The sequence below is a fragment of the Maribacter chungangensis genome (assembly GCF_042676845.1).
GTDB lineage: Bacteria > Bacteroidota > Bacteroidia > Flavobacteriales > Flavobacteriaceae > Maribacter > Maribacter chungangensis.
In genome coordinates this window covers 492,762-516,739 of record NZ_JBHTHY010000014.1, presented here as the reverse complement: position 1 = coordinate 516,739, position 23,978 = coordinate 492,762, and the positions used below count along the sequence as shown (strand labels likewise).

Below are 23,978 nucleotides of genomic sequence, written 5' to 3'. Positions count from 1 at the left end.
TATGTCCCTACCTAAGATCGATCCCTCAACCACAAAAGCTTGGGGTAAATTAACAGCGCATTATACGAAAACAACATCCGACGAAATCAAAAATCACTTTCATGAAGACGCTGGTAGAGCTTCTAAGTTCACGGTACATTGGAAGGACTTTTTTTTCGATTATTCTAAAAATCGCATTTCGGCAGAAACAATGTCCCTATTATTGGAGCTTGCCGATGCGGTAAAGTTGAAAGAGGCTATTTCTGCAAGTTTTAGAGGAGATGCTATTAATGAAACAGAAGGTAGGGCGGTGTTGCATTCAGCGCTAAGAGCCAAAGAAAATGATATAGTAAAGGTAAATGGCATTAATGTTGTCCCAGAAGTATACGCCGTAAAACAACGGATAAAAGGCTTTGCCGATGCAGTGGTTAACGGGCAAAGAAAAGGATTTACCGGAAAGGCATTTACAGATGTAGTTAATATTGGTATTGGTGGTTCCGATCTTGGGCCGGCTATGGTGACCGAGGCATTGAAGTTTTATAAAAATCATTTAAAAGTTCATTTCGTAAGCAATGTAGACGGCGATCATGTGAACGAGGTGCTAAAAGAACTGAATCCTGAAACGACCCTGTTCGTAGTAGTTTCTAAAACGTTTACCACGCAGGAGACCTTAAGTAATGCCACCACGATCAAAAAGTGGTTTTTATCCGAAAATTTTGGGACCACACAAGAAGATATTGCAAAACACTTTGCGGCGGTATCCACCAACACGGAGAAAATTGGTGAATTCGGTATTACGGCCGATAATGTTTTTCCTATGTGGGATTGGGTAGGAGGTCGTTTTTCCTTATGGAGTGCGGTGGGTCTGTCTATTGCCTTGGCGGTTGGTTATGAGAACTTCAACGACCTCTTAAAAGGCGCCAATGAAATGGATAGTCATTTTAAGGAAGCGGATCTATCAGAAAACATCCCGGTAATTATGGCCCTTTTGAGCGTTTGGTACAATAATTTTTATGGAGCGGAAACAGAGGCCATAATACCGTACACGCAATATTTAAGTCGGTTTTCGGCATATTTACAGCAAGGGATCATGGAGAGTAACGGAAAAAGTGTAGATAGGAACGGGAACCGAACGGTATACGAAACCGGAACTATAATTTGGGGGGAGCCCGGCACAAATGCACAACATGCTTTTTTCCAATTGATACATCAAGGCACAAAGCTCATACCTACGGATTTTATCGGCTTTAAACGTTCCTTGCATGGGAATACAGATCATCATAATAAGTTGATGGCCAATTTTTTTGCACAGACCGAAGCCTTAATGAACGGGAAGGCCATAGATGAAGTTATAGCCGAGCTAAAGAATAAAGGCCGTTCCGAGGAGGAAATTGAAACACTGGCACCCTTTAAGGTCTTTGAAGGGAATAAACCAACAAACACCTTGTTGATCGACAGTCTTACGCCCAGTTCGCTTGGAGCCTTAATTGCGTTGTACGAGCATAAAATCTTTGTTCAGGGTGTGGTTTGGAACATATTTAGCTATGACCAATGGGGCGTTGAGCTAGGAAAACAATTGGCTGGGACCATTTTAAAGGATATCGAGGGTTCGGAAATTGCTGATCATGATGGGTCTACATTGCAGCTTCTTCAATTTTTTAAGAATTAAGCTTTCATCTGTATAGTATTTTAAGTTTTCTTGATAACTTCTTTGTATTCAGGGGTGTATTTGTTTTTTTTAACTTAATTTTAACGAGGCTGATTTAACGTTCTCTTAACCTTAGGGGTTTAAAAATGCAGGACTTTTGCAGCAAGTTAAAAACTAACAAAACACTCAAAAAAATGAAAAAGATTTATTTCGCATTTGCGGCTTTTTTAATGGCGGCAACAGCTTTCTCGCAAGGGGTTACCACCTCAAGTATGCAAGGATCCGTTGTAGACCAATCTGGGGAATCCCTTTTTGGAGCCAACATTGTGGCTACCCACACACCTTCAGGATCGGTTTATGGAGCTATTTCCAATGAAGATGGTAGATTTTATTTGCCAAATATTAGAGTAGGGGGGCCTTATTCGGTTAAGGTTACTTATGTAGGTTTTCAAGATAGAACCTTCGAAGGCATCAGTTTAGGACTGGGTCAAAGTTACAATCTTAAAGTAGTTCTAAGCGAAGGGATGGAACTGGAAGAGGTTGTGGTTACATCAACAAGAGGTAACGTCATTGACCCGGACAGAACCGGAGCTTCTATTAACCTATCTAGAGATAAAATTGATGCCTTGCCAACTGTAAGCAGGAGTATTGAAGATTTTACAAGGCTAACACCACAGAGTAATGGGAATTCCTTTGCAGGTACCTCTAGTAGGTTCAATAACTACACGATTGATGGTAATATTTACAATAACAACTTTGGCTTGGGCTCAGGACAATTTGCAGGCTCAAATCCTATATCCTTGGATGCTATTGAGGAAGTACAAGTAAATCTTGCGCCTTTTGATGTTCGATTGGCCGGTTTTACGGGAGCTTCGGTTAATGCCATTACCAAGTCTGGTACGAACGATTTTAAAGGATCTGTATATTATTTCTATCGAAATGAGCAAATGGTCGGGGATAGATTACGTAATCTAGAATTAAATCGCGGTAATTCCCAGAATGATATAAAGGGGCTTAGTATTGGCGGGCCTGTGATTAAAGATAAGCTTTTCTTTTTCGTAAGTTACGAGGAAGAGGAGGAGGCTGTTCCAGGCTTTACAAGGCAAGCATCAAGACCAGGTCTTGCACCGGATGGTCTTTTGATTTCAAGGGTTCCAGCTTCTGATTTGGATTTTATCCAAGAAAGTATGCGTAGTCTTTACGGCTATGAAACAGGGCCTTATGAAAATTATCCTTTTGCATCCGAGCAAACACGTTTTAATGCACGTTTGGATTATAACTTGAACCAAAACAATAAGTTTTCTTTGAGATATAATCGTTTTAATTCTAGTGCTGATATCAGTATAAACGGGAATTCTAATCGTTTTCTGCCCACACGCTATAGAAATACACGTAGATCTAACATTGAAGCGATCACTTTTGCCAATGCCAACTACACCAATGATCGCTTAGTGGAATCCATTGTTGGGGAATGGAATTCTAAAGTATCGGATAACATGTCCAATCAATTGAATATTGGTTATACTGCCATACGCGATCCAAAAAGAGGAGTTCCGGGAGGGCAAGCTTTTCCATTTATAGAAGTATTAGAGCCAGACGACTCTGGAAATCTATTGTACTACACTGCTTTAGGGAATGAATTGTTTACTGTAGGGAACTTGTTAGAAAACAATGTATTTAATATAACAAATAATTTTTCTATTTACTCTGGCAAGCATACATATACAATCGGTGCAAACCTAGAATTAATGACATTTAAAAATGCTTTTAATCCTGTATTTAATGGGTTCTACAGGTTCACAAGCTATGATAGTTTTGTAGAAACGGTCATCAATCAAACCCCGGGAGCATACCCTGATGCTTTTGCCAAAAGTTTTGCTTTGGACGGGTCTACCACGCCGCCAGTTGATGAAACTAATTTTGGTCAATTTGGAGTATATTTTCAAGATGAATACCAAGTAAACGATAATTTGAAGGTAACAGGTGGTTTAAGAATCGACTTTCCATTTTATACTACAGATATTCCAGCAAATACCTTGTTGGATAATTTAAACAAAACTTTTACAGACGGTGATGGTGGTAGTTTTACCCCAGATGTAAGCCAGTTTCCAAAAGTTAGACCCCTATGGTCACCAAGGGTGGGTGTAAACTGGGACGTTAATGGTGAAGGAAAAACCCAAGTACGAGGAGGTACCGGTATTTTCTCTGGGCGTATACCTTTTGTCTGGATGAGCAACCAGGTTAATGGTTCTGGTGTTGTTCGTGGTGGTGTTGGTTTTGAGGGTGCCGAAGTCGCAGCGGAATTTGGCCCTAATTATGTTTTTAATCCAGATGTCACTTTTGGTAATCCTACTAATCCGAGTCAGACACTATCTAACGAATTAAACTTATCCGACCGTGATTTTAAATTACCACAGGTTTGGAGAACGAATATTGGCGTTGATCATCAATTGCCTTGGGGAATTACAGGTACTATGGATTTTATTTATTCTCGAGATATTTCTACTGCTATCGTTTACAACCCGATATTGAGAGAAGCTGATGGTGTATTAGCCGGTCCCGATGCAAGACCTTATTGGGACGGGGGCTATTCTAATGATGCAGATTTTAGAAATGTTTTTCTTTTGACTAATGCAGATAGAAATCCCTACTCCTATTCATTTACAGCTCAGTTATCTAAGCAATTTGATAATGGCTTTTATGGTATGCTTGCCTATACAGCTTCTAGAGCGAAAGACTTAGACGCAGCTGGTGGGTCACAGGCGGGTTCCTTATGGACGGCTACTGTGCGAGAAGATAGAAATAATCCTGAATTAGGATTTGCTGGCTTTAATCAACCAAATCGTTTTATTGGTAACTTAAGTTATCAAAAAGATGGTACCGTAATTTCCTTGTTTTGGGAAGGAGGAGAAAATGGTAGGTACAGTTATACCTATTCTGGTAATTTTGGAGATAATTCCGATCGCTTAATGTATATACCTAATGATGCATCGGAGTTGAATTTTGAGCAGTATACTTCTGGTGGAAATACTATAACAGAACAAGCTCAGGTAAATGCGCTGAACAATTATATAGCTCAGGATGAGTATTTAAGTGAAAATAAGGGTCAGATAGCAGAGCGTAATGGGGCGATAAACCCATGGCTAAATCGCTATGATCTTCGTATCACTCAAGATATTGAGTTAACCAAGGACACTAAAAATACACTTCAATTATCTATGGATTTCTTGAATGTAGGTAATATGTTGAATTCGGATTGGGGTGTACCTCAATTTGCATTCCAACAGAACTTATTAAACTACCGAGGGCGTAATGCAGCTAATGAGCCAATATACAGGTTGAATACAGTTCCTGGAACTGGTGATTTGCCGACCGAAACATTTAGACCTTCCTCGAGTATAGGTGCTACTTGGAGACTACAAGTAGGGGTTCGATACATATTCAACTAAGCTTTATAAGAGAATCTAATTTAAAAGGCACTGCAGCTATGCAGTGCCTTTTTTTATGCCTAAAAATCCCTATTTTTATCAGCTAAATAAAAAACTATGTACGAAACTATACAAATGCTCCATTCCTATTTGGCTTATGCGGCACTGGGAATTCTTCTTTTGGCAGTTGCCAATGCCCTAACGGGCCTAATATCAAAAAGAATATTTGATATGGGCAAAGATTTAAGGCTAAGTCTGTTTGCCTTGATCCTTTGCCATATTCAATTGCTTATAGGACTCATTCTTTATTTTGTTTCTCCAAGCGGACTCAGTGCCATACAGGAATTTGGTATGGGAGGCTTAACTTCTGCAGCGCGCCTTTTAGCCGTAGAACATCCTTTTATCAATATCATTGCCATTGTATTGATTACGGTAGGCTGGTCCCGTCATAAGAAATTTGTGGAAGGAAATAAAAAATTCAAAAGTATTGCTATTTTTTACGGGCTGGGACTTCTGCTCATATTAAGTAGGATTCCTTGGGGTACTTGGTTTAATTAACCGACCCACCAATTTACAGTTCAATACAGAACCAAGCAATTTAAAGTCGTTGCTCTGGGCTATTAGGGCTTTGCTAGCTATACATATCGACTTTATCATAACTATAATAAACACCTGTACTAATGAGAAATAGTCTACTTGTGATCGGCCTGCTATTGGCAGTCAATGTTTCGGCGCAAAAAAAATCACTGTTCAACGGCAAAAACTTAGAAGGTTGGACTATTTACGGTACCGAAAAATGGTATGTCGAGGACGGCCTTTTAGTGTGCGAAAGTGGTCCGGATAAAGGATACGGATATCTTGGAACCAATGATCACTATAAGAATTTTGTTCTGGAATTGGAATTTAAACAGGAAGCCGATGGTAATAGTGGTGTCTTTATCCGTTCTACAGTAGACGGAACAACCGTTAGTGGTTGGCAGGTAGAAATCGCACCGCCAGGAAAGCATTCGGGTGGTGTTTACGAGTCTTATGGTAGAAATTGGCTTATACAACCAGAAGCAAAAAAGGATAAAGCATTAAAGATGGGCGAATGGAACAAAATGAAGATCAAGGTAGATGGTGATCGACTCACCTCTTGGATCAATGGTACAAAGATGGTTTCGCTGGATGATGCTATTATAGGTGCCGGCGAAGGTGCCGTATTGTTACAGATCCACGACGGTGGAGGTATTAAAGTGAAATGGCGAAACATCAATATAAAGACCTTGGATTAAATTAGGAGGGTTACGGCATACGCACATACGAGTTTTAAATACGATGCAGACGCCATAAGTTCACTTCTGAAACGAGCTTGGAACTGAATATTTGAGTTTTTTTATAATTCCTTCCTTTTGATTCGCACAAGTCTTTGGTGATTACTCTGCGCGATTAACTTCCCTTACCAAATAAACATACACCGGAAAATGATCGCTAAAGCCTCCAATATAGCTTCCACCGGCATACGTGCGTAAAGGGTAGCCCTTATATCTTCCCTTTGGATCAATGATGTAGTTGGGAGTGAAGATGCCTGCTTTCCAATACCGATACTCGCTTGCCGCACTGCTTACCAGATTCGAGGTCATGTACATCTGATCAAAAATGTTCCATTTATCTCGGTAGGCTAAGGAACCTTCACCCTTTTTGAACAATTTTTCCATGGGGCCAAAGAGGCTCATGGAATCCAGTTGTTTCTTCTTTCCTTTTACTTCTAATACGCTTTTGAAACTGGCATCTATCGGGTCATCGTTAAAATCGCCCATACTTATAATTTTAGCCCTGGAATTGTTGCGCCTTATAGAGTCGATAATACGCTTGTTCAATTTGGCAGCTGCTATTCTAAATGGCCTACTGCGTGCTTCTCCGCCACTTCTAGAGGGCCAGTGGTTAACTATAAAATAGATTCTTTCATTATCCAGTATGCCTTCTACCACCAGCTGGTCTCGGGTATAGTCGCGAAAGCCATTATCTTTATAGAGCAAAAGCCTTCTACTATCAAAAGAAGTAGGTATAAATGCCGATTTTCTATACAGAAGTGCAACGTCTATACCGCGCTCGTCGGGAGAATCAAAATGTACAATGTCATAATCAAATTTTTTTAGATACGGGTGGTTGATTAAATCCTCTAGTACCTTTTTGTTTTCCGCCTCGCATACACCCAGAATATCTGGTGGAGCTGAACTCATGTCAAAGCCAATTTCAGAAATCACCCTAGAGAGCTGTGCCAATTTATGGGCATATCGCTCATCGGTCCAAGCATCTTTTCCCTCTGGAGTTCTGTCATCATCATAAATTAGGCTGTCATTTTTAGTGTCGAAAAGATTCTCTAGATTATAAAATGCGATAGTACGTAACTGGTATTCGTTACTGGTTTGGGCCGTACCAATAAAAAGGGGGGCAATTAGTGTAATAACAATGAGGATAAGCTTCATTTATTGGTGATTACGACCCAAAATATACAGCAATAAACGGTTACTTTTAAAACATTCGTTCTTTTTTAGATATATTGTAGTACCAACACTATAAAACACTAACCATCAAGCATGTATAGAAAGCTTCTGTTTATACTACTTTTTATGCATGCGCATTTGTTTTTCGCGCAAACTGAAACAGTTATTTCCGGTACTGTTTTTACTGCTATCGATAAATCTGTTGTCAATGGCGCAAAGGTATCCTTGGAAGGGGAACAGATTGTTGGGCAAACCAATACAGCCGGACTATTTCATCTTGAGGTTTCGCTAAATGGCGCGTACATCCTAAGAATTGAATACCTGGATTATGTAAGCAAAAGAATCCCTATCTATCTTGATGGTACTGCCATAACCCTGGGGAATATATATCTTGATAGTGATCTGACCCTTGATAAACAGGACAATCTTATAACTTTGACGGATGCGGAGCTGTTGGATGACGAAACCAACAGTAGCTCTTTGGGCCTGCTACAAGCGACGCGGGATATTTTCTTGAACAGGGCGGCCTTTGACTTTGGACAGGCCTTTTTCAGGGTTCGTGGGTATGATTCCCAATATGGTAATGTGTTGTTGAACGGTATTCCCATGAACAAGTTGTTTGATGGTAGGCCACAGTGGAATAACTGGGGCGGCCTAAACGATGTTATCAGAAATCAGGAATTTACGAACGGTCTCGGGGCCTCTTCCTTCACTTTTGGGGGTATTCTGGGCAATACCAATATAGATTTGAGACCTTCGGGACTACGTTCTGGATTCCGGTTATCTTCGTCCGCATCCAATAGGACCTATACGGGCCGGCTGATGGCCACTTATAACTCGGGCGTACAGAAAAACGGACTAGCATATATGATATCCGCTTCTAGAAGATGGGCCAAGGAAGGGTTTATAGATGGGACACTATACGATGCCTTTTCATTTTATGGTGCTTTGGAGTATCAGATGGATTCAAAAAATAGTGTGTCGCTAACCGCATTTTCGGCTACCAACCGAAGAGGAAGATCATCCGCTATTACAGAAGAGGTTTATGATTTGGTAGGGAATCGCTACAATCCGTATTGGGGCAAACAAGATGGTAAAATCAGAAATTCCAGGGAACGTCGAATATCCGAACCTATGGTTTTACTAAACTATTTCCATGATTCAAAAAGCTTGAACCTTATTGCAGGTCTGGCTTTCCAGACCGGGAGCCACGCTAGGAGTAGGGTAGGGTATTACAACGCCCCAAACCCGGACCCCAGTTTTTATAGGTACCTGCCTAGTTTTTATATCAACAGTCCCATAGGTGCCAATTTTGTAAGTGCAGATAGGGCGCGAACAAGTTTTATGGCCAATCCGCAGTGGAATTGGCAAAATATATATACCGCAAATAGGAGTCCGTCCAATAATGGAAAAGCGGCCTATGTCTTGTATGACGATGTTATAAACGACACCCAACTAACGGCACGTATCAACGGAAATTACAGGATAAATGAAAAACTAGGTTTGGATTTTGGACTCACCCATAAAAACCTTCAGTCAAAGAATTACGCAGAAGTAACTGATCTGTTAGGTGCCGAATTTCATGCAGACATAGATCCGTTTTCGGACACCAAAAATAACATCGATGCAGCGGTAAACCGATTTGAAGGTGAGAAGTTTAATTATAATTATGAATTTTTGGTCAAATATACAGATGGCTTTGCACAACTAAACTTGGATTACAATGCATGGAAGGGCTTTATTGCGGGGGAGTATTCCTTGGCATCCTATCAACGTAACGGTTTTTTTAAAAATGAACGTTTTTTAGAAAACTCATTAGGGAAAAGTAAAAAAGTGAATTTCCCTAATCTAAGTATTAAGGGTGGGCTATCCTATAAAATTACGGGCCGGCATTGGGTCGCTGCCAATGCCGCACAGTTACAAAGAGCACCTGTGTTACAAAATGTTTTTATAAATCCTAGGGAGTCCAATACGGTAGTCCCAAATCTACAAAGAGAAACGGTGCGTTCCGCAGACTTAAATTATTACATCCGTATGCCAAAGTTAACGGGTAGGCTAAGCAGCTTTTATACAAGGTTCCAAAACACGACCGACGTTAATTTCTTTTTTGTGAACAGTGGTTTAGGGTCCGACTTTGTGCAAGAGGTATTAACGGACCTAGATCGTTTGCACAAGGGTTTGGAGCTGGGTTTGGAGTATCAGTTATCTGCTTTTGTTAAAGCGTCCGCAGTAGCTGCCATAGGTGAGTATACGTTTGCAAGCGATCCCTTTGTGAGTATAAATTTTGATACGGCCGCTGCCGATGAAGAACTTATAGATGTTAGCGGCTCCAAGGATCTGGGTGTTGCCAAAATAAAGGGACTAAGACTTGCGCAAGGCCCACAAACCGCAATAGCATTGGGTATGGAATATCGTGACCCCAAATATTGGTGGATAGGAGCGACCGCTAATTATTTAGCGAATAACTACGCCAATATTTCTACCATTACCAGAACCCAAAGTTTTTACTTAGACCCTGAAACCGGACAAGAGTTCCCTGATGCGACCGTAGAAAATGTAGATCGGTTGTTAGCCCAAAAACCACTGGATAATTTTTATTTGTTGAATATGGTAGGTGGTAAATCTTGGCTAAAAAACGGGAGGTATATTGGTGTATTTGCAAGCGTAAACAACCTATTCGATACCCGCTTTAGAACCGGGGGCTACGAGCAGAGCAGAAATGGTAATTTTGGACAATTACAACGAGACAACCTTAGTGCTTCGCCCACGTTCGCACCAAAATACTGGTATGGATTTGGCCGTACTTATTTTCTTAATCTAGCTATAAGTTTTTAACCGATGGAGCAAAGAAGTAAACCTGTAACCAGAATGCACGCCCTACTTGTTAAGGTACTCGTGTTTTTACTGTTAATGGCTGGTTGTGTGAAAAATAGGGATTTTGATCCCTTGGAGACCGCTTGTAACTCCGATTTAGTGGTGAACGCCAGCTTTGATGATGTAAGAAACCTATATGATGGCGAAACCGTTCAAATACAGGAAGACCTCATCATAGCCGGCTATGTTGTTTCTTCGGATATTACTGGTAATTTTTTTGGTGTACTTCATTTTCAAGATACACCGGCCGATCCTACCGAAGCATTTCAGATAGAAATAGACTTGAGGGATTCCCATTTATTTTTTGCCGTGGGCGATAAAATACACATCAAACTAAAAGGGCTTTATTTGGGTAAATCCAAAGAAGTATATAAGATAGGGGGTGTGTTTCTTTCTTTTGGTAATATATCCGTAGGAAGATTGCCGTCCAATGCGGTGTTCGAGCATCTGTTTGTTTCCTGTGGGGCTAGGCAGATGATTGTGCCTGCCCCCATAAACCTATCGGAACTCTCCGAAAATGTTGGGGGTACACTGGTACAGCTAAAAAACGTGGAGTTCTCCCAAAGCGATTTAGGACTGCCCTTTGCGGTGGAAAGAGAGGAAACGACTAGAATACTGGTGGATTGTAACGACAATGAAATAGAAATGCGAAACAGTGGTTTTTCTGATTTTCAGGCAGATGTTTTGCCTAGTGGCAGCGGCAGTATTACGGGAGTATTGATCAAGGAAAACGACGATTTTTATATACAGATCAGAGACCTTGACGATATCGATTTTACCGATGAGCGTTGCCAAGATGTTATCGATGAATTTACCTCGCTATCTATATTCTTTACAGAGTTTGCAGATCCGAGCAATAATGCCAAGGCAAGGTTCATAGAAATATACAATGCGGCCGACTCCGCCCTGTCCTTGAAGGGTTGGCAAATAGCTAGGTATACCAACACATCTTTGGAAATCAGTTCTAGTTTGGATCTATCCGATTATGTGATAGAAGCGAACACTACCTTGGTCGCAGCGGCAGATGCCGATGAATTTTTAAAGGTTTATGGGTTTTTGCCCGATATCACCGCGGGGAGTAATTCTCCCGCAGATTCAAATGGAGATGATAATTTTGAGCTTATTGATCCTTTCGGAACTGTAATCGATGTTTTTGGTGTTATAGGCATTGATGGTTCCGGAACGAACCATGAATTTGAAGATGGCAGGGCATTCAGAAAACAGGAAGTCAACAGCGGAAAAACTTCTTATACGTTTGCGGAATGGGTCGTGTTAAACGATACTGGTGGTCAGGGAACAGGTAATGACCCTCAAATAGCTCCTGATGATTATACCCCTGGAACTCGAGAATAGTTGAACTTATTTATTTTTGAAGGTAGAGATTTTTTGTAGCGAGTCCTTGGTCAATGGTTTTACAATATATTCTAGAACAAGGTCGTAGCCCTTTGCTTTTTCAAGGAATTCTGGACTTACAAAAGAGGATGCGATAAAAAGACGTACATTTTCTCTTTGTTTTAGTGGTAAAACCGAGAATTCATCTAAAAATTCCCAACCGTTTTTATTGGGCATATTTAAGTCAAGAAGAATAATTTCAGGAAGAGGAATATCCTCGATCAATAAACCGACCAATCCATCTATGGCACGTTGACCATCAGAATACCACAAAACGTTTTCTGCAAAGCCAGATTCTATGATAAGTCGCTTTGCGTTAAAGGCAAAAAACTCGTCATCATCGATTATGCAACACGTGTGGTATGCTTCCATTAGTAATGGTTAAAGTAACTACTTTACACTATTAGGTAACAAAACTAGGATAATTGCTTATGAAGTAAAAGATGTTTTTGGTTTTGTTGATCTATAGCTAGAATATTCCCCACCATTTCCCGAGAAAGGCTAAACAAAAAATGAGTAATTCTATTTATTTGTGATGATAAAAACCTAATTATTGTACAAGTTGAGAGTTTAGTATTGTTTCAAAATCGTTGGGAGTAATAGGTTTTAGTATGTAATTGCTTATGAGTTCATATTCTTTTACTTTTTCTATGTCCCTAGGATCAACAGAGGAACTAATGACGTAAATCACTGTTTTGTTTAACGAATTATTTGGCAGTTTAATAAACTCATCTAAAAACTCCCACCCGTTCATAATGGGCATATTTAGGTCCAAAAAAATAACTTGTGGAAGTTCATGTGTTACTTGAAGCATCTCGGTTAATCCTAGCAACGCATCTTCACCATTATTAAAAACCGTAATGGAGTCGCAAAAATTGGTTTCTTTCATCATGCGTTTGGTGCCATAAATAAAAATGGGGTCATCATCTATGATACAGCAGTTTTTTATTTTGTTCATACCTGGAATATTTATCCTTGTTCTAATGTTATTAAAAAGGTAGTGCCGACATCTACGGTACTTTCAACGGTAATGGAACCGTTCATGGATTCTATTTGATTTTTTGTAATAAATAGCCCTATCCCCTTTGCTTCTTTGTGTTTATGGAAGGTTTTATACATTCCAAATAGCTTGGCCCCGTGTCTTTTTAAGTCTATTCCTAGGCCATTATCGTTGAATTCGATTAGAATAGTATTCCCCCTTTTTGAAGAAGATATATTTAATATGGGTTCTCTGAAAGGGGAACGATATTTTAGGGAATTTGTATATAGATTTAATAGAATACTTTCCAGATAGGCGGGAACTACCTTAACATTATGAGCTTTTGAAACCTTGATATGGGTCTTGGCGTTTTCTTGGGTGAGCAGGCCTTTGATACTGTTTTCTATTTGGTTAAGGATGTGCAACAGATTCACGGACCTCATGTTTTCAGTAGCATCTGTTTTCACCTGCACCACATCGTTGAGGTGTTGTATGGTTTCTGTCAAACTATCGGTGGCATCTACTAGCATGCGTATCATGTTTTGGCGCTCTTCCTCGTCATTCTCTTCTAAAAGGAATTTCGTTAACATAGACATATTGCTGGAGTGGGAGCGTAGGTTATGGGAGACAATATGGGCAAAGTTAAGAAGGCTGTCGTTTTGTACTTTTGTTACCTGTAAAAGGGAATTCAGCCGCTTTTCCGCTGTTTTTGTGGAGGTAGTGTCCATAACTTGAGCTATTAAATGGGATAATTGGCCATTTATATCTTTTGCTGCGGTTACATTTACTACGGCATACACAATTCTACCGGTTTTATGGGTATACCTTTTTTCCAACTGAAAGCTGTCGCGTTTTCCATTCAGGATTTCTTGGAATAGGACTAATCCCATCTCTAAATCTTCAGGATAGGTAATATCCTTAAAGGTGGTCTTTGCAAGTTCTTCTTGGGTGTATCCAAAAATGGTGCAGATTGTTTTGTTTACCCTGATCCATTCGCCCTCTAAGTTTATAAGAGCCATTCCAATAGCAGAGTTGGTAAAGGTATCAAGAAAGGATTCTTTATTTCGTTCAAGCTTAAGTTGGGTACTTCTAAGTTCGGTGATGTCCCAATTAGCTCCAATTACTTTCACAATTTCACCTAAGGAATTTTTTTGTGCCGCCCCGTAAGCTATTAAATAGATGATATTACCATCGGGTTGTACTCCTCTAAATTGAGAGTTAAAAGGTTTTTCACCGGCTATGGTAGCATTTAACTCTTCTTGTACGCGCTCTAGGTCTTCCGGATGAATTCTTTTCATCCATTCGTCCAATAGGTTGGAAGAGTCCATAGGAATATTGTACATGGAGTACATATTGTCATTACATACGACCACATTTTCTTCAATGTTTAAATCCCAAATCCCTATTTTTGAAGTGTTCGTAGCAATTTTTAATCGCTCGGCCGTTTCCTTGTATTTAAGTTCTATTTTCTTTTTTTCGTCTATATCTTGGAACGTTCCTGAAATACGAATACATTTCCCATTTACCAGCTCGGATTCTCCCTTTGCCCTTACCCAAATTTCCTTGCCTGTTGTTGTAACAATGATGAGTTCCGTATCCCAAGGTTTGCCCTCTACTATGGCATCATTTACCAATTCCGATATAAGATTCCTGTAATAGCCTTCTTTGTAAAAATTTATACCTCCGGCAATTGTGGGTATATAGTCTTCTGGAACCTCGTGAATAATTCTGGTCATAGGGCTCCAAAACAGTGTATCCTGTAAGAGATCTACCTCCCAACTACCGGTTCTGGAAACCAGTTCGGCGCGGAGCAGTAATTCGTTTTCCCTTTTATCTTTGGTAATATCTTCCAAGATGACCATGAGTCCCTTTGTCTTACCTGATTCATCCAATACACACTGTATTTTCCATTTAATCCATTGAACGCTCCCATTGGGTAGTACAAATCTTTCGCCTGCATTTATAAGGTTTACACCTGTTAAACTTTCTTCAAGTGCCAGTTTTAATGCTGTGGGCGTATACGGAATAATATCAAGGATGTTTTTACCCTCTAAATTATTAGGAGCAGTTGCAAACTTGGCTATAAATGCGTTGGAACAAGTTACCAATCTTAGCTCGTTGTCCAACATAGCTAAAGCTTCAAGAGAGTCTTTTACTAGAAGGGTGGTAGGAATGGTTTTCAAATGGCGATTTTCTAATTAACTTTAATAAAGGTAGGAAAATAATTACATTTTTACCTTTTTATCCTTGATTATACCTATGCAAGTACGAAGTAATATTTTTTTTTGCCTGCACTATTGGCCGTTTATTTCTCTTGCCAGAAGAGGAGTACCGGTAATCATTATATTCTTGGTTACAAGTAGTATTTTCACGTAACATTTTATTTCCCTAGGGTTCTTAGTAGGGTTTACGCGTATTATTTGTTATAAACAGAAACGAATAGCTTGGTTATATTTTTTTGGATTTTTCTTTCCCGTTTTATTGTAGTGATGGTAAAATACTACCGAAATTTGCATTAGTTTTTATATCTTGATTCTATGGAAAATACAACCCATTTTTTTGAACAAATAAGGAAAGGTGACCTTAACGGCATTAGAACGCTAATAGATACCGAACCTAGGTTGATAAATGCTAGGGATTCACGCGGTAGTACGCCCTTGATCCTTGCTAGTTATTACGATTACCCGGATATAACGGATTTTTTACTTGAGAACGGAGCAGCGGTAGATGAAAAGGACGGTACCGGGAACACCGCTTTAATGGGTGTTTGTTTCAAGGGATTTACCGGGCTCGCTAAAAAACTGATCGATAATGGTGCTGATGTGAACGCGCGCAATACCATGGGTGCCACTCCGTTAATTTATGCCATAACTTTTAACAGACCGGAAATTGCAAAGATGCTTTTGGCCAAGGACGCAGATATAACCGTGAAGGATGCAAGAGGCAACACCGCGCTGGACCATGCAAAGCTGCAAGGCTCCCCTACCTTGATCGATTTACTGGAAGCCAAACGATAATAAATGTATTGTTTTTCTCTGGCGTGTGTAAAAGAGCGTGTCGAAAAAAAACGTAAGTATAGGAAATAGAATGTTCATGAGTTACCGTTTATATGGAAGAAAATATTAAAATAGCACTGGTACAAGCACCACTTATCTGGGAAAGGCCTAAGGAGAATAGAACGGAGTTTGCCAAGAAGATCAGTTCTGTATCATCTGATGTTGACGTCATTGTACTTCCCGAAATGTTCAGTACCGGTTTTACGATGTGTCCCGATAATATCTCGGTGTCCGAGGATGCGGCTACGGTGGCATGGATGCAGCAAATGGCCCAAAATTCAAAGGCGGCTATTGTAGGTAGCATCGTGTATAGGGAGGGAGCAAAGAATTACAACAGGTTTTTTTTCGTTGAACCGGACGGTACCATTTCCACGTACGATAAAAGGCATACGTTTACCTTGGCAGGAGAGGACAAGGAATATACCCCTGGAACCCAACAGCTTTTGGTAACGTACAAAGGATTTAAGTTTTGTCCTTTGATCTGTTATGATCTTCGTTTTCCGGTTTGGAGTAGAAATACCATGGAATACGATGTGCTCCTTTACGTGGCCAATTGGCCTAAAACCCGAGTAGGTGCTTGGGATACCTTGTTAAAGGCTAGAGCTGTTGAAAACATGGCCTACTGTGTAGGGGTCAATAGGGTTGGAACGGATGCCAACGGCCTCTCCTACTCAGGGCATTCCGCAGTGTACGATGTTTTGGGTGAACAAGTGTTGTTTTCCGATAAGGATGAGGTACTGGAAGTAATATTATCTAAAAGCCACATTGCCGAAACCCGACAAAAACTGGGGTTCTTGAACGATAGGGACGCTTTCACTCTTTCAGGGTAAAGGTTTCGATTTTTTCCCAGTTCGCCCGCATTTCTATCACGCCCGGGTAGTAGCTTACCCGCTCTGGCTGGATTCTTTTGAGAAAATTTCCGGTGTCCCATTTTCCGTTTTGGTTCTCATCAAAGATGACCCGTACCAAATAATTTTTGGGATCCAGATTGTTAAATTCAAATAGTTGTGTTTCTTCGGCATATATTTCGCGTTGCACTTCCTCTTTTTCATTGAGTAACTGCACGATAATTGGATATGCAATGGCGCTTCCGACAATGTTAAGCTGCAAATTTCCATAATCTGCAAGACTTTTGGTTCCAAAAGAATAGTTCAGGGTATCATTGGTGTTTCCAAAAAAATCCAGTACCGTACCTGGCAATAGTTGCATTTTGTAGTTCTCGTTGGCCTCCAGTTCAAAAACAACATCCAATTTATTCTTTATACTATCCAAAACAAGGGTGTAGGGAACACGTAAAGAATCCTTGTTTATAAAATTGATCTTTGAACTATCGGCTTGTATTAATGGCGTATTGGAAAGGATACTTAACGGGGTGTCAAATTGTAGGGTTCCTTTCTGGTTAAGATTCAACAACAGGGAATCCAGCCCTACTTTTCTGTTTTTAACGTTAAAAGTGTCCTTTACTTTTAATTTTTCATTAGTAACCGTAAAAAGAATGGAGTCCATTTCAAATGGCGTAAACCAGAAGTTTAACGTGTCTTTGTCCCGTTCTTTTACAACAATAGAGGCCACGGTATCGGGTAATTTGGTCAAGGTGTTGATTTTTATGTCCGCTCCATTTCCAAAATAACCGAAACTAATTCTGTTTTTTGCTGCCATCGAAGGAACAGTTACCCCATAATTGGGCTCTTCCTTGAACAAGTTAAGTAGGTAGATCGAATCTGTGGGAAGGGTTACCGTATCCTTTATAAAACCTATTTTATCTACTTTCTGATCAAAGATATTGTCCTTTGAGGCATCTTTGATTCCGATGAGGGCATAGGTTCCTTCCTTAAGGTTTCTAAGTTTAAAAATAACTGTGCTATCCAAGGTGTTCGTGATATAGTTGGGCGGTTTTTGGTATACGGTAGAATCTGTATATGCAGAATCTATCTGGTACAACATTACACTTACAAAATCATCCGCTGCTTTGTTAAAAGCATCCTTTACCGCACCGGATAGTTCCAAGGAATCTATATAGCTCCCAGTTGAAAACACATAGGTGAGGAAACTATTGGGATTACCTTCGTTATTGTCCGTTATACTTTGACCAAAATTTAGCGTATAGGTCGTGTTTTCTAAAAGGGTATCCTTAATGGTAATATCAACAAATTTACTTGCTCCGCCCTGCGGTGTAAGGAGAGGCTGATATTTTAAGGGTGGAGAAACAATGAGCTGCTCCTGAACATCCTTTAATTTTACAAGTTCATCAAAATACAACCTTATTTTTTGGGCTTTAAAATTGACGGTCATGTTTTTTGGTTCCGCTTTGATCAAAACCGGCGGTGTAGTATCCCTGGGGCCTCCTGTGGGCGTTCCTTTGCGCGCACATTGATAAAAGGCCAAGGCCATGAAAAAAACAAAAAAGGAAGCTAATATTCTTCGTAACATTGATGAAATTGTCTCACAAAGAAACAACATATTTAATAGAAAGTAAACCAAGAAGGGTTTAAAAGGGCTAGGTTAGGTTGCTATATGAATTTTACTTTTGTGCTACTTTTAGGAAAGGAAAATTTAAGTTACCGTGAGGCCCGATGTTTAGAAAAAAGATGGGACAAAAGGTAGTATCAAAAATAGAATTGTAGTTAAAAGCGTTTTTGCTTGGTACTAAAAAAGCGTAGCCGATGCGTTAACTTGTAAACCGTATATGTCAAACACTCTTTTACCTTTTTATAAAGATATTGTGGGTATTTTAGACGTTATACCCCTTAGGGTTACAGCAAAGCAACTGTATGTAAAGGAAAAATCGATACGTTGAAAAAAAAATCAAACTACCACTGCCATACTGGCAATGAATATGGTTGTTCCTTGTATTTTTTTGAACTCGGTAGCACAAAGCTCCATGGTGGCACCCGTGGTAATTACATCGTCTACCAACAGTATATTTTTGTTTTTCAATATGTTGGCATTCGTTATTTCGTAGAGTGATCGGTTATCGTACCAACGGCTTAATCTGGTTTTCTTTGTCTGTGTGCGCGTGTTGGCCGTTTTTATAAGTAGTTGGTCGTTGAACGTACTGTTTATATGAAAAGCTAATTGTTTGGCAAACAGCGCACTTTGGTTATAGCCTCTTTTCCTTAGCTTCTTTCTATGTAAGGGAACGGGAATTACGTAATCTATGTTTGGGAGATGATCGTTTTCCTTTAGTATTTGGCCGAACCAATCTCCAAGCAACACACCGATCTGCTCTTGACCTTTATACTTTAGGTGATGGATCAGGTTCTTTACGACGCCATGGTCCGTGAAGAAAAGAAAAGAATTTGCTTTTTTTATGTTAATTCGTCCATAAAAAATACGGTCTATCGGATTTTCAACGTTAAAGGTGTACTCGGTGAGTGGCAATTGATGTCGACAAACGGTGCATAGATGTTTCTCTCCTCTGTATAATTGCGCATTACATCCAAAACATAGTAGCGGCAATAGGAGAGTGTTTATATCGTTTATTATATTTGATAGCTTGTTATGGGGCAATTCCTGTAATTTTTGTTAACCTACTTAACGACCAAATTTTTAATGGATAGTCAAGATAACAAATTCAATTATAATATTATCCTCGCTGCTCTTGTAGCGGTTGTAATTGGTATTCTTATTGCCTTTTATTACAGTCATGCACAGTCTACCAGCCAAATTGACTTTTTGGAAAAGGAAAAGAAAATTTTGATAAGCGACCTTACGCTTATGAAAGCGGATGTAGACCGTTTGTCTACATTGAACGAGGTAAATGATATAGAGCTTCAAACTTCCAAATATAAAGTACAGCAATTATTGGATTCCGTAGGTAGGTTAACATTTACCATAGATAAGTTAAGGGAGTTCAAATCGGAATTGAGAAGGCTAGAGGCCAAGAACGATAGCCTAAGGTTGAAAAACAATTTCTTGCGATACAACAATATGTTGTTGACCGAAAAATATGAGGAAACAAGAAAGGAAGTAGAGATATTGCGAGCCAATAGTAGCTCTCTGGCCGAAGCGGAAGCTTTACAACGTAGAAAAATATTGGAACTGAATCAAAAGCTAAGGACCAAAAGCTATTTGAATATGGATTTTGCCGAAGGGCGTGGCTTTAGAATGCGAAGTTCAAGACCGGTGGGTACCAACAAAGCGTCTACGATAGAGAAGCTGAGAGGTTGCGTTACCGTTCTTAAAGATGATACCGAGGTAGAGTCGGAAAAAGTTATTTATTTCCAGTTTCTGGACCCGGACAAACAGATCATAGAGGATAATGCGAATACTATTGTTGTAAACGGGAATGTTTACAGTAAACGTGTAGAATTTATGTTTTTAGGAACTGAAACCTCAGTTTGCGAGGTAATAACCGTTCCCGAAGGTTCTCTTAAGGAAGGGACCTATACCCTTAATGTGTTTGAGGACGAACGTCTGATTACCTCTTCGGAATTTCAGTTAAAATAATATTACTTCTTTCTAGTTAAAATTCTATTTTTGCCGCATGGCAAATCAAGAAGATAATTTTAAGAAGGTTATATCCCACGCAAAGGAATACGGATACGTATTCCAATCCAGTGAAATTTATGATGGTCTAAGTGCTGTTTACGACTACGGTCAAAACGGGACGGAGCTTAAAAAAAATATACGTGAGTATTGGTGGAAAGCCATGGTGCAGCTCAACGAAAATATCGTTGGTTTGGATTCGGCGATTTTTATGCACCCTACCGTATGGAAAGCCTCTGGCCATGTAGATGCTTTTAACGACCCATTAATAGACAATAAAGATTCCAAGAAAAGATACCGCGCAGATGTTTTAATTGAGGACTATGTAGGTAAATTGGATTCTAAAATAGAGAAAGAAGTAAAAAAAGCTACCAAACGTTTTGGCGATAAGTTCAACAAAGAACAGTTTTTGGCTACAAACCCACGAGTGGTGGAGTACAAGGAACAAGGCGATGCTATTTTAAAACGAATGGGACAGTCCTTGGCCAAGGAGGATCTCGCCGATGTAAAAGCGTTAATAGATGAATTGGATATTGCCTGCCCCATGTCCGGATCTAAAAATTGGACAGATGTAAAGCAGTTCAATTTAATGTTCGGTACCAAATTGGGCGCCAATGCAGAAAGTGCCATGGACCTATTCCTGAGACCGGAAACGGCACAGGGTATTTTCGTGAATTTTTTGAACGTTCAAAAAAGTGGGCGCATGAAGATTCCGTTCGGAATCGCGCAGACCGGAAAAGCGTTCAGGAACGAAATTGTGGCACGGCAGTTCATTTTTAGAATGCGGGAGTTCGAACAGATGGAAATGCAATTTTTTATTCAGCCCGGCACACAAAAAGAGTGGTACGATATCTGGAAGGAAAAACGAATGCAATGGCACCTTTCCCTAGGTTTGGGAGCCGATAACTATCGTTTTCACGACCATGAAAAACTAGCACATTATGCAGATGCTGCCGCTGATATAGAATTCCGTTTCCCATTCGGATTCAAGGAACTGGAAGGCATACATTCCAGAACTGATTTTGACTTGGCCAGCCATGAAAAATTCTCCAGTAAAAAACTACAGTATTTTGACCACGAGACCAACAAGAACTATGTTCCTTATGTGTTGGAAACATCTATTGGACTAGATCGTATGTTCTTGGCGGTATTCGCAAATTCTTTACAGGAAGAAGAATTGGAAAACGGTACCACAAGAACGGTTTTAAAGCTTCCTGCTGTATTGGCGCCGACCAAGGCAGCAATCTTGCCCTTGGTAAAGAAAGACGGCTTACCCGATGTGGCCCACACCATAATAGAGGACTTAAAATGGGATTTTAATGTCTCTTATGATGAAAAAGATGCAGTAGGCCGAAGATATAGAAGGCAAGATGCCAACGGAACGCCCTTTTGTATAACGGTAGATCACCAAACTTTGGAGGACCAAACCGTAACCATACGTCACCGCGATTCTATGGAACAGGAACGAGTTGCCATAGCGGATTTAAAAAGCATCATTCACGAAGCGGTAGACATGAAATCTTGGCTTAAGAAGATGGGATAAGTTAAAGTTGATACCCCAATCTTAGACTTCCATAATAATTTCTGGCGTCCCCCGGATAAAAGTAACGTGGCTCACGTCCACCGAAGGCTTGGGTGTTAATAAGAACGGATTGCGCGTACACCGTATCCAACAAGTTGTTGATGCCAAAATCGACTCCCAAAGTAAATTTTGGGGATAGTTTCTTAAGATAGCCCAACCGTGTGGTAAAGACATGAAAGGCATCGCTTTCCAACCCTCCGGCATCGGTAAGTGGTATGGCACTTACATATTGGTGGGTCGTATTCCAGTAAAAATGTTGAAAGAAGCGCAATTGGAGTCCGGTTGTACCGGTTACCTTAGGCACTCCGGTTAGTGCGTTACCGGAATAATCTACCCCTTCATCCTCAAAATCTATAAAACTATGGTCGTTGAACGTATAGTTTAGAAAAGGCGCAATGTGTAGATTTTTGGATACGTTCCAGGTATAATTCAATCCAAGTTCCAAGCCGTTATGTCGTGTTTCCCCGGCGTTTCTGCCTACAAACCTATCTTCTTGTATGCGTTCGCCCACCAATAGGTTGCTGATTCGCATTTGATAGACCGAGAGGTCTATTTTTAACCTTCTATCATCAAAATACAGCTGTGTGCCCAGTTCGTAATTGATTCCGGTTTCTTGGGCTATATCGGGATTAATAACGCCATCGGGCGTCAAGGTTTCTTCCACGGTAGGGTTGGAAAATCCACGGCTGATATTAGCGTAGACCTTATGGTTGTCCGTAAGTGTATAGTCCAAAAGCAGGTTTGGTAAGACGATGGCCTTAAAGTTCCTGTCCGCACTCCTGTTGTCCGCACCGGTGTTGAGCAAGTCTCGGTAGTCGTATTGCGTTTTATTAATGTTCAGCCCCAGCTGTGCAGAAAGTTTGTGGGATACGGGGAGCAAAAGCGTGCCAAAAATATTCCATTGACTCCTAAATTCCTTATTTTGTGCAAACTGATCTCCCTTTAAACTGCCGTTACCGCTGTTTTCTTGATACAGATTTTCATATTCGTCCCAATCGTATTCATCCTTAAATAATTCGCCCCCAAAGCTATATTTGGCAGACCGTTCGTTAAAACCTAAGCTGCCGGCAAAGCGCGTTCTAAGACCATAGCCTTTGGTTATTTCTTCCAAAATACCAAAAGGCCGGGCCTCCTCTTTGTCCAAATACGAATAGAAAATACTGGTGGAGTTTTCAAAAGTATCGTGGAATCTGTGTACAAGGTTGAGACCTGCCAGGGTATAATTATTGGCTTCAAACCCTTGGGAGGCGCGCCAGGTAAAGGTAGCCTGCCGTGGGTCTTCCGCAAAGGCCGTAGCCCCCAAGGAACTTGGTATCTGTGCGGTAAAGTCTATATGGTTAACGAGCAGGGAAATGGTATTCTTTTTGTTGATTTGGTAAGCGGTGTTGAGTAAGAGTCCATCACGTTCAAAATTGCTGTTCTCCCGGTAGCCATTGGTTTCTAAATGGCCGTATTGTAATCCCAACCGCAATTTACCGTCATAATGGTTAAAGGAAAGATTGTTTTTTAAGAGACCAAAAGAACCGATGGTACTATTGTTCGAAAAATTGGTGGCAACACCTAGGGCTTCTTTTGGGCCTAAAATAATCGCCCCTCCTAGATTAGCACCATAGGAAGTGCCCTTTGGACCTTTAACGACTTCAATTTGGCTCAGGTTTTCTAAGTCAAACGCTTCTATAGAAGAAAAACCCGACCCATCGGTTATGGGAATATCACTGTAATACATCCGCAGTTTGTCCGTTCCAAAAAGTGTTCTAGATCCAATACCGCGAATGGTGATGCGGTTGGTGTTCAATGCACCCGAAAATACATAGACCCCGGGGATTTGATTCATGGCGGGCACCATAGAAACCGGACTGTAGTTCTGAAACGTGCGTGCCGATATGATTTCGGAGGGGGTTATACCGGCGGTATTTTTTTTTCGCAGGGCGTCTAGCAAGATAACCTCATCCAATTGTGTAATGCTATCCTTGTTCGAGGGTTCCTGTCCCCAAGCTAAAAAACCAGTAACAAACAGAAAAAATAGGGTATACCTCATGCCTTTTAAGTAAGCCCTCAAAAGTAAG

At 40.3% G+C, this 23,978-nt stretch carries 17 protein-coding genes; 10 read left to right on the top strand and 7 right to left on the bottom strand.

What is annotated here, in order from left to right:
• Position 1 precedes the first annotated feature (1 nt).
• The 4 genes from pgi to ACFQZJ_RS16480 all read left to right on the top strand — a co-directional run bounded on the left by pgi (position 2) and on the right by ACFQZJ_RS16480 (position 6,329).
• Entirely contained in the window at positions 2-1,648 is a 1,647-nt protein-coding gene (gene pgi / locus ACFQZJ_RS16495; RefSeq protein WP_379935981.1) for a glucose-6-phosphate isomerase, read from the top strand.
• A 173-nt stretch (positions 1,649-1,821) separates the two neighbouring features.
• A complete protein-coding gene (locus ACFQZJ_RS16490; RefSeq protein WP_379935980.1) occupies positions 1,822-5,076 on the top strand; it encodes a TonB-dependent receptor in 3,255 nt (1,084 codons plus the stop codon).
• 96 nt (positions 5,077-5,172) lie between these two features.
• A complete protein-coding gene (locus ACFQZJ_RS16485) occupies positions 5,173-5,613 on the top strand; it encodes a hypothetical protein (RefSeq protein WP_379935979.1) in 441 nt (146 codons plus the stop codon).
• A gap of 122 nt (positions 5,614-5,735) precedes the next feature.
• Entirely contained in the window at positions 5,736-6,329 is a 594-nt protein-coding gene (locus tag ACFQZJ_RS16480; RefSeq protein WP_379935978.1) for a 3-keto-disaccharide hydrolase, read from the top strand.
• A 141-nt stretch (positions 6,330-6,470) separates the two neighbouring features.
• On the opposite strand, the gene ACFQZJ_RS16475 is transcribed toward ACFQZJ_RS16480, so the two are convergent.
• The gene (locus ACFQZJ_RS16475) at positions 6,471-7,523 is read right to left on the bottom strand and encodes an endonuclease/exonuclease/phosphatase family protein (RefSeq protein ID WP_379935977.1); all 1,053 of its coding nucleotides are present in this window, start codon (positions 7,521-7,523) and stop codon (positions 6,471-6,473) included.
• A 111-nt stretch (positions 7,524-7,634) separates the two neighbouring features.
• Here ACFQZJ_RS16475 and ACFQZJ_RS16470 point away from each other — a divergent pair, with 111 nt between their 5' ends.
• Positions 7,635-10,376 carry a carboxypeptidase-like regulatory domain-containing protein gene (locus ACFQZJ_RS16470; protein ID WP_379935976.1) on the top strand — a complete coding sequence of 914 codons (2,742 nt, stop codon included), beginning with the start codon at positions 7,635-7,637 and terminating at the stop codon, positions 10,374-10,376.
• Between the two features lie 3 nt (positions 10,377-10,379).
• Positions 10,380-11,768: a DUF5689 domain-containing protein gene (locus tag ACFQZJ_RS16465; protein ID WP_379935975.1), complete on the top strand. Its 1,389-nt coding sequence runs from the start codon at positions 10,380-10,382 to the stop codon at positions 11,766-11,768.
• A gap of 6 nt (positions 11,769-11,774) precedes the next feature.
• On the opposite strand, the gene ACFQZJ_RS16460 is transcribed toward ACFQZJ_RS16465, so the two are convergent.
• The 3 genes from ACFQZJ_RS16460 to ACFQZJ_RS16450 form a co-directional block, all read right to left on the bottom strand.
• A complete protein-coding gene (locus ACFQZJ_RS16460) occupies positions 11,775-12,179 on the bottom strand; it encodes a response regulator (RefSeq protein ID WP_379935974.1) in 405 nt (134 codons plus the stop codon).
• Positions 12,180-12,357: 178 nt separating this feature from the next.
• Positions 12,358-12,765 (bottom strand): response regulator, encoded by a 408-nt coding sequence (locus tag ACFQZJ_RS16455; protein WP_379935973.1) that lies wholly within the window; start codon positions 12,763-12,765, stop codon positions 12,358-12,360.
• Positions 12,766-12,776: 11 nt separating this feature from the next.
• Positions 12,777-14,969: a PAS domain S-box protein gene (locus ACFQZJ_RS16450; RefSeq protein WP_379935972.1), complete on the bottom strand. Its 2,193-nt coding sequence runs from the start codon at positions 14,967-14,969 to the stop codon at positions 12,777-12,779.
• Between the two features lie 354 nt (positions 14,970-15,323).
• Here ACFQZJ_RS16450 and ACFQZJ_RS16445 point away from each other — a divergent pair, with 354 nt between their 5' ends.
• Positions 15,324-15,803, top strand: coding sequence for an ankyrin repeat domain-containing protein (locus tag ACFQZJ_RS16445; RefSeq protein WP_379935971.1), 480 nt, complete (start codon positions 15,324-15,326; stop codon positions 15,801-15,803).
• A 92-nt stretch (positions 15,804-15,895) separates the two neighbouring features.
• Positions 15,896-16,672 (top strand): amidohydrolase, encoded by a 777-nt coding sequence (locus ACFQZJ_RS16440; protein ID WP_379935970.1) that lies wholly within the window; start codon positions 15,896-15,898, stop codon positions 16,670-16,672.
• Here ACFQZJ_RS16440 and ACFQZJ_RS16435 read toward each other — a convergent pair.
• Together ACFQZJ_RS16435 and ACFQZJ_RS16430 are read right to left on the bottom strand one after the other, a co-directional pair.
• Entirely contained in the window at positions 16,656-18,272 is a 1,617-nt protein-coding gene (locus ACFQZJ_RS16435) for an Ig-like domain-containing protein (RefSeq protein ID WP_379935969.1), read from the bottom strand. The two genes, ACFQZJ_RS16440 and ACFQZJ_RS16435, sit on opposite strands and share 17 nt — an antisense overlap.
• A 375-nt stretch (positions 18,273-18,647) precedes the next feature.
• Entirely contained in the window at positions 18,648-19,223 is a 576-nt protein-coding gene (locus ACFQZJ_RS16430; protein ID WP_379935968.1) for a ComF family protein, read from the bottom strand.
• A 171-nt stretch (positions 19,224-19,394) separates the two neighbouring features.
• Here ACFQZJ_RS16430 and ACFQZJ_RS16425 point away from each other — a divergent pair, with 171 nt between their 5' ends.
• Positions 19,395-20,291 carry a hypothetical protein gene (locus tag ACFQZJ_RS16425; RefSeq protein ID WP_379935967.1) on the top strand — a complete coding sequence of 299 codons (897 nt, stop codon included), beginning with the start codon at positions 19,395-19,397 and terminating at the stop codon, positions 20,289-20,291.
• A 37-nt stretch (positions 20,292-20,328) separates the two neighbouring features.
• A complete protein-coding gene (locus ACFQZJ_RS16420; RefSeq protein WP_379935966.1) occupies positions 20,329-21,873 on the top strand; it encodes a glycine--tRNA ligase in 1,545 nt (514 codons plus the stop codon).
• A 1-nt stretch (position 21,874) separates the two neighbouring features.
• On the opposite strand, the gene ACFQZJ_RS16415 is transcribed toward ACFQZJ_RS16420, so the two are convergent.
• A complete protein-coding gene (locus ACFQZJ_RS16415) occupies positions 21,875-23,950 on the bottom strand; it encodes a TonB-dependent receptor family protein (RefSeq protein WP_379935965.1) in 2,076 nt (691 codons plus the stop codon).
• Positions 23,951-23,978 lie beyond the last annotated feature (28 nt).